The organism is Collinsella aerofaciens (assembly GCF_015561195.1).
GTDB classification, from domain to species: domain Bacteria; phylum Actinomycetota; class Coriobacteriia; order Coriobacteriales; family Coriobacteriaceae; genus Collinsella; species Collinsella aerofaciens_AC.
This window is the reverse complement of the sequence record NZ_JADMSU010000006.1, coordinates 169,078-176,057: the sequence shown is the minus strand read 5'-3', so window position 1 is coordinate 176,057 and position 6,980 is coordinate 169,078. Positions and strand designations below refer to the sequence as shown.

At 61.9% G+C, this 6,980-nt stretch carries 4 protein-coding genes and 1 tRNA gene; all 5 read left to right on the top strand.

Going from position 1 to position 6,980, the window contains the following annotated elements; all coding sequences use genetic code 11:
* Positions 1-149 precede the first annotated feature (149 nt).
* The 5 genes from I2H81_RS07430 to I2H81_RS07410 all read left to right on the top strand — a co-directional run bounded on the left by I2H81_RS07430 (position 150) and on the right by I2H81_RS07410 (position 6,796).
* Positions 150-233: transfer RNA gene (locus tag I2H81_RS07430), tRNA-Leu, on the top strand.
* Between the two features lie 88 nt (positions 234-321).
* On the top strand, positions 322-1,623 hold the full coding sequence (gene tig / locus I2H81_RS07425) for a trigger factor (RefSeq protein WP_233505673.1): 1,302 nt from the start codon (positions 322-324) through the stop codon (positions 1,621-1,623).
* 163 nt (positions 1,624-1,786) lie between these two features.
* Positions 1,787-2,407: an ATP-dependent Clp protease proteolytic subunit gene (locus tag I2H81_RS07420; protein WP_022095182.1), complete on the top strand. Its 621-nt coding sequence runs from the start codon at positions 1,787-1,789 to the stop codon at positions 2,405-2,407.
* A 1-nt stretch (position 2,408) separates the two neighbouring features.
* A complete protein-coding gene (gene clpX / locus I2H81_RS07415; RefSeq protein WP_195645093.1) occupies positions 2,409-3,815 on the top strand; it encodes an ATP-dependent Clp protease ATP-binding subunit ClpX in 1,407 nt (468 codons plus the stop codon).
* A gap of 284 nt (positions 3,816-4,099) precedes the next feature.
* Positions 4,100-6,796, top strand: a complete 2,697-nt coding sequence (locus tag I2H81_RS07410; protein ID WP_195645092.1) for a valine--tRNA ligase — start codon at positions 4,100-4,102, stop codon at positions 6,794-6,796.
* Positions 6,797-6,980: the final 184 nt, after the last annotated feature.

Genomic DNA, 6,980 nt, shown 5'->3' with positions numbered 1-6,980 from the left:
GATCTCCCCACAAGCGGGGTAGCTAAAAAAGCCCCGTCCCAAATTAGCTACCCTGTTCCGCTGTAACTCGTGGTGAGGTCGTGAGCCTGTAAAACGTGTGCGTGCGCTTGTCGTTCGTATCTGCTATCATTCCTAGTCTGTGCGCTCATGCGGGCGTGGCGGAATTGGTAGACGCGCCAGATTTAGGTTCTGGTGGGATTCCCGTGAAGGTTCGAGTCCTTTCGCCCGCACCAACGCATCTGCGTCGGCTTCGGCCGTCGCGACTCTTTGTTGCATAAAGGTACCAGCACCTCAGATAAGCTGGGCAGTATGAGGAGGAACGTGTTGAACATCACCGCTTCTGACGTCAAGGACGCCAAGCTCACCGCTACGGTCACCATCCCGGCCGCCGACGTCGACGCCGCGATCAAGAAGGCCTACAAGGACACCGCCAAGAAGTACCGCTTCCCGGGCTTCCGTGCCGGCAAGGCTCCCCGTCCGGTCATCGACTCCGCACTTGGCGCCGAGGCCACCCTCGCTCAGGCCACCAACGACCTGATCGCCGCCAACGAGCCCGCCGTCCTCAACGAGCTGGACATCGTCCCCACCAAGAACGGTGACTACAAGGAGCTCGATCTCGCTAAGGATCACGAGGACTACACCTACACCGTCGAGTTCTCCCTGCGTCCCGCCGCTGAGCTCTCCTCCTTCGACGCTGTCGAGATCGAGATGCCCCCTGCGGAGGTCACCGAGTCCGAGATCAACAACCAGGTCGAGATGCTTCTCAACTACCGCGCCACCTTCGAGGACGTCGAGGGTCGTGCCGTCGAGGCTGACGACTATGTGACCGTCGACCTCAAGGCCGTCGAGAACGCCGACAACTTTGCCGCCGAGGGCCGCATGCTCATTGCCGGTAGCGACAGCAACCCCAAGGAGTTCAACGAGGCCCTGATCGGCGCTAACGTTGACGACGTCAAGACCGTCACCTGGACCGACGAGGTCGAGGAGGGCGAGGAGGCCGAGACCCACACCGTCGAGGTCACCGTCAAGGGCATCAAGGTCCGCAACACCCCCGAGCTCACCGACGAGCTTGTCAAGTCCGACTTCGGCTTCGACAGCATCGACGCCATGCGCGACGCCATCAAGATCGAGATCGAGCAGGACAAGGCTTCCCGCCTGCCGGCCGAGAAGGAGAACCGTTGCGTCTCCGCTCTCGCCGAGCGTCTGCAGCTCGACGAGATGGACGCCGACTACGAGCAGTCCGTCTTTGAGGAGCTTGGCCAGAACTTCCTGTCCAACCTCGCTGCCCGCGGCATGACGCTGGACACCTGGCTGCCCGCTTCCGGTCTGACCATGGAGCAGTTCATCGGCGATCTGCACAAGCAGGCCAACGACGTTGCCCGTGAGTCCCTGGCTCTCGACGCCCTCGCCCGTGAGCTCAAGATCGAGGTCACCGAGGACGACATCAACGCCGAGTTCGAGAAGGCCGGCGTTAAGGACGTCGAGGCTTCCAAGGCCGAGTTCATCGCCGATGGCCGCATGCCTGCCGTCCGCGAGTCCATCCGTCGCTCCAAGGCCGTCGATCACCTGGTCGAGAACGCCAAGGTGACTGAGGTCGACGAGACCGCCAAGGACGCCGAGTAATTCTCGCCACCTTGCCCGCGAGCGCATGTATGTGCCCGTGATGGGGTAAAGTTAATAGCCGGTTATCCGGTTGCTTCGTACGGTGCCAGCCAATGCATAGCATGCGGGCACCGTACGTTTATCTAGAACCAATTTGGTCCGCAAGAGAGAAATGGAGATGCGTATGATCGCTAAGTTCGATTCCGCCCTCGTGCCATACGTTATCGAGCAGACGCCGCGCGGCGAGCGCAGCTACGATATCTATTCGCGCCTGCTCAACGACCGCATCATCTTCTTGGGCGAGGAGATCAACTCCGTCAGCGCCAACCTGGTCGTTGCCCAGCTGCTGCATCTTGAGAGTCAGGATGCCGAGAAGGATATCTCGCTCTACATCAATTCGCCCGGTGGCGAGGTCTACTCCGGCCTGGCGATTCTGGACACCATGAACTTTATCAAGCCGCAGGTCTCCACCATTTGTGTTGGTATGGCTGCGTCCATGGCCGCCGTGCTGCTTTCGGCTGGCGCCAAGGGCAAGCGCTTCTGCCTGCCGCACTCCAAGGTCATGATTCACCAGCCCAGCGGCGGTGCCCAGGGCCAGCAGACCGAGATCGAGATCGTGGCCGAGGAGATCAAGAAGACCCGCCGCGAGCTCAACCAGATCCTGTCCGACGCCTCGGGCCAGCCCATCGAGAAGGTTCAGGCCGATACCGAGCGCGACAACTACCTGACCGCTGCCGAGGCCCTCGACTACGGCCTGATCGACCGTATCGTTACCTCGCGCGACCTCGCCGCGAAGGACGCCTAGGATGGCAGGAAACATGCAGGACAACTTTGACGAGAACGGCAACCCCATCCGCTGCTCCTTCTGCGGAAAAGAGCAGGGCCAGGTCCGTCGCCTCGTAAAGGGCCCGACCAACATCTTTATCTGCGACGAGTGCGTCGCCGCCTGCTCCGAGATCTTGGAGGAGTCGCTGGCTTCGGACTTTATGAACGCTGCCCGCAACGGTAAGCTGCCGGGCTTCCTCAACGACCACGGCCAGGCTGCTGGGCAGCCCGCCGTGGACCCCGAGGCCGAGGGCTTTGAGCTCGAGGACGACCGCCAGGTCATCACGCACGTGCCGACGCCGCACGAGATCTATGACGAGCTTTCGGCCTATGTTATGGGCCAGGAGGACGCCAAGCGCGCCATGTCGGTGGCCGTGTACAACCACTACCGTCGCGTGATTGAGGGCGGTGCCGCGGTGTCTGCCTTTGACGACGGCATGGGCTCGCAGTTCAACGACGATATGGACGAGGTAGAGCTCGCCAAGTCCAACATCCTGCTGCTCGGCCCCACCGGTACCGGCAAGACCCTGCTCGCCCAGACGCTCGCGCGCATCCTCGAGGTGCCGTTTGCCATCGCCGATGCCACCGCGCTCACCGAGGCTGGTTACGTTGGCGAGGACGTGGAGAACATCCTGCTTAAGCTCATCAATGCTGCCGATGGCGACATTGAGCGCGCGCAGGTCGGCATTATCTACGTGGACGAGATCGACAAGATTGCCCGCAAGGCCGAGAACCTCTCCATTACCCGCGATGTCTCGGGCGAGGGCGTTCAGCAGGCGCTGCTTAAGATTCTTGAGGGCACGGTGGCAAGCGTTCCGCCCACCGGCGGCCGCAAGCATCCCCAGCAGGAGCTGCTGCAGATCGACACGACGAACATCCTGTTCATCTGCGGCGGTGCCTTTGTGGGCTTGGACAAGATCATCGCTGACCGCGTGGGCAACAAGGGCGTGGGCTTTAACTCCGAGATCGCCGGCCCCACCTCGGTGGACGAGAACGACCTGCTGCGTCAGGTGCTCCCGCAGGACCTCAACGCCTTTGGCATGATTCCCGAGTTCGTGGGCCGTACGCCCGTCGTCACCCAGACGCAGGCGCTCGACGAGGACGACCTGGTGTCGATTCTGACCGAGCCCAAGAACGCCGTGGTGCGCCAGTATCGCAAGATGTTCCAGCTCGAGGACGTTGAGCTTGTGTTTGAGGACGCTGCTCTGCACGAGATCGCCCGTATGGCGCTTGCCCGCAAGACCGGCGCCCGCGGCCTGCGCTCCATCTGCGAGGACGTGCTGCAGCAGACGATGTTCGACCTCCCCAGCGAGGAGGGCGTTTCCAAGGTCGTTGTGACCGAAGCCTCCGTAAAGGGCGAAGAGCAGCCCCAACGCATCTACGGGTAAAACCTGTCAAAACGTCTTTGTCGATAGCCTCCGACCATCCGCGGTCGGAGGCTATTTTATATATACGCAATAACCCCAACTACCTGTGTTATTCTGTGTGTTTGTTTAAGCCTCAGCGAAGTCATATCAGACTGAAGTAATCGATACCTAAGGCGTGTCCGCCTGCTTGGTTTTCGTAGATTCCGCACGAGCCGAAGAGCACTAAATGTGCTCTTCGTGCGAGCCAGGACCTGACCGAGCGAAAACCAAGCAGGCGGACACGCCGACGGGCAAGGGAGAGATATATGGAAGAAATGCCCAAGAACTATGATCCGTCGACCAATGAGCCGGCGATCCTGCAGAAGTGGCTTGACGGCGGCTACTACAAGCGCCGCGAGGGCGTGGGCGATTGCACCGTCACCATTCCGCCTCCCAACGTGACCGGCAAGCTCCACATGGGCCACGCCACCGACGACTCCATCCAGGACGCCATCGTCCGTATGGCCCGCATGCGCGGCAAGTCCACGCGCTGGGTGCTGGGCACCGACCACGCCGGTATCGCCACGCAGACCAAGGTCGACAAGAAGCTCAAGAGCGAGGGCATTAGCCGCCTGGAGATTGGTCGCGACAAGTTTGTCGACGCCTGCTGGGACTGGACCCACGAGTACGGCGGCATCATCGTCGAGCAGATTAAGCGTATGGGCTGCTCCGTCGACTTCGACAACGAGCGCTTCACCATGGACGAGGACTACGCCCAGGCCGTGCGCAAGGTCTTCTGCGACTGGTACCACGACGGCCTGATCTATCGCGGCAAGCGCATCGTCAACTGGTGCCCCAACTGCACTACCGCTATCTCGGACGACGAGGCCGAGTACAAGGACGAGAAGGGCCACCTGTGGCACCTGCGCTATCCGCTGACCGAGCCGGTCAACGGCCAGGACTACATCGTCGTCGCCACCACGCGCCCCGAGACCATGCTCGGCGACACGGGCGTTGCCGTCTCCCCGAAGGACCCCGAGAAGGCCGCCTTCGTGGGCAAGACCGTCAAGCTCCCCATTGTCGACCGCGAGATTCCCATCTTTGAGGATTGGCATGTCGACGCCAACTTTGGCTCCGGCTTCGTTAAGGTCACCCCGGCCCACGACCCCAACGACTACGCCATGGGTCAGGCCCACGACCTGCCGCAGATCAACATCTTCGACGAGCACGCGGTGGTCGTCGAGGGCTATGGCGAGTTTACCGGCATGAACCGCGACGAGTGCCGCGAGGCCGTCATCAAGTGGTTCGACGAGCACGGCCTGCTCGACCACGTCGAGGAGCATGATCACTCCGTCATGCACTGCTACCGTTGCGACTCCGCCCTGGAGCCGTGGCTGTCCGAGCAGTGGTTTGTGGCCGTCGACAAGCTCAAGGGGCCGGCGCTCGACGCCGTCAACTCCGGCAAGGTCACCTTCCACCCCGCGCGCTGGACGCAGACCTACACCACCTGGATGGAGAACCTCAAGGACTGGTGCATCTCGCGCCAGCTGTGGTGGGGCCACCGCATCCCCGTGTTCTACTGCGAGGACTGCGGCTGGGAGGACGCCCTTACCGAGGACACCGACGTGTGCCCCAAGTGCGGCGGTCATCACGTGCATCAGGACGAGAACGTGCTAGACACCTGGTTCAGCTCGCAGCTGTGGACCTTCGCCACGCAGGGCTGGCCGCAAAAGCCGGAGCTGCTCGAGGGCCATCATCCCACGACGGCGCTTGTCACCGCGCGCGACATCATCGCGCTGTGGGTCGCCCGCATGGTCATGAGCTCGCTGTACTTCCTGGACGAGGTGCCGTTTAAGGACGTCGTTATCTATCCGACGATCCTTGCCAAGGACGGCAGCCGCATGTCCAAGTCCAAGGGAAACGGTGTTGACCCCATGGACCTCATTGGCATGTACGGTGCCGATGCCATGCGTTATAACCTGCTCACGCTGTGCACCAACAACCAGGACGTCAAGTTCGATGCGAACATCGACAAGAAGACCAAGAAGCTCATCGACAGCCCGCGTACCGACCAGGCCAAGTCGTTTGTGACCAAGATCTGGAACGCCAGCCGCTTCCTGCTTATGAATATGGAGGGCTACACGCCCGGCGAGCCCGTCGTTGAGACGCCGGCCGACGCCTGGATGTTTAGCCGCCTGGCCAAGGCCGTCAAGATGGTCACCGAGGGTATCGAGAACTACACCTTTGGCGACATGGCCCGCGGCGTGCAGCAGTTCTTCTGGAACGAGGTCTGCGACTGGTACGTCGAGGTCACCAAGGCCCGCCTGAAGGGCGAGGGCCGTCTGCAGGCCCAGCGCAACCTGATCTTTGTGCTTGACACCTCCATTCGCCTGATGCACCCGCTTATGCCGTTTGTCACTGAGGAGATCTGGGACAACATGCCGGCGAGCGTGCTCGACCTGGACGCCGAGGGCAACGTTGACCGCGCCGAGGCGCTCATGATCGCCAAGTGGCCCGAGCCCGCCGACTACGCCAAGTACGTCGACGAGGATGCCGAGCGCGCGTTTGAGCTGTGCCGTACCGTGGTGTCTGCTGCCCGAGCCACCCGTTCGCGTTATCGCTTGAGCCCCAAGGCCGAGCTCGACGTGGTCGTGCGCGCCGGTGCCGAGGATATTGAGAAGCTCGAGAGTCTGCGCTCGACCATCGAGCCGCTGGCCAACACCGCTTCGCTGATTATGGGTACCGACGTTGAGAAGCCGGCTGCGAGCATTGCCGTGGTCGATAGCGGCGTCGAGGTCTTTGTGGTGCTCGAGGGCAAGGTTGATCTTTCGGCCGAGAAGGCGCGCCTGGAGAAGGAGATCGCCGCGGCGCAGAAGGAGCTCGCCGGCTGCGAGAAGACGCTTGCCAACGAGGGCTTTGTGGCCAAGGCCGCGCCCGCGGTGGTCCAGAAGAAGAGGGACCGTGCAGCTGAGCTCAAGGAGATCCTGGCGGCGCTGACTGCTCAGGTTGCTGACTTCTCGTAAGGTTTACTCGGGGGCGCGTCCCGACGCTTTGCTCGCTACTGCGGACACCTATTCCGCCGTTCTAACGAACGGCGGCTGGCTCGACGCTGCAAACGCCTCTGATGGCCAATCTGCCGTTCAACTTCGGGCGCATGGGCATAAGCCCTATGCGCCCTTGTTTCACGGCACCTTGGCTCATCAGAGG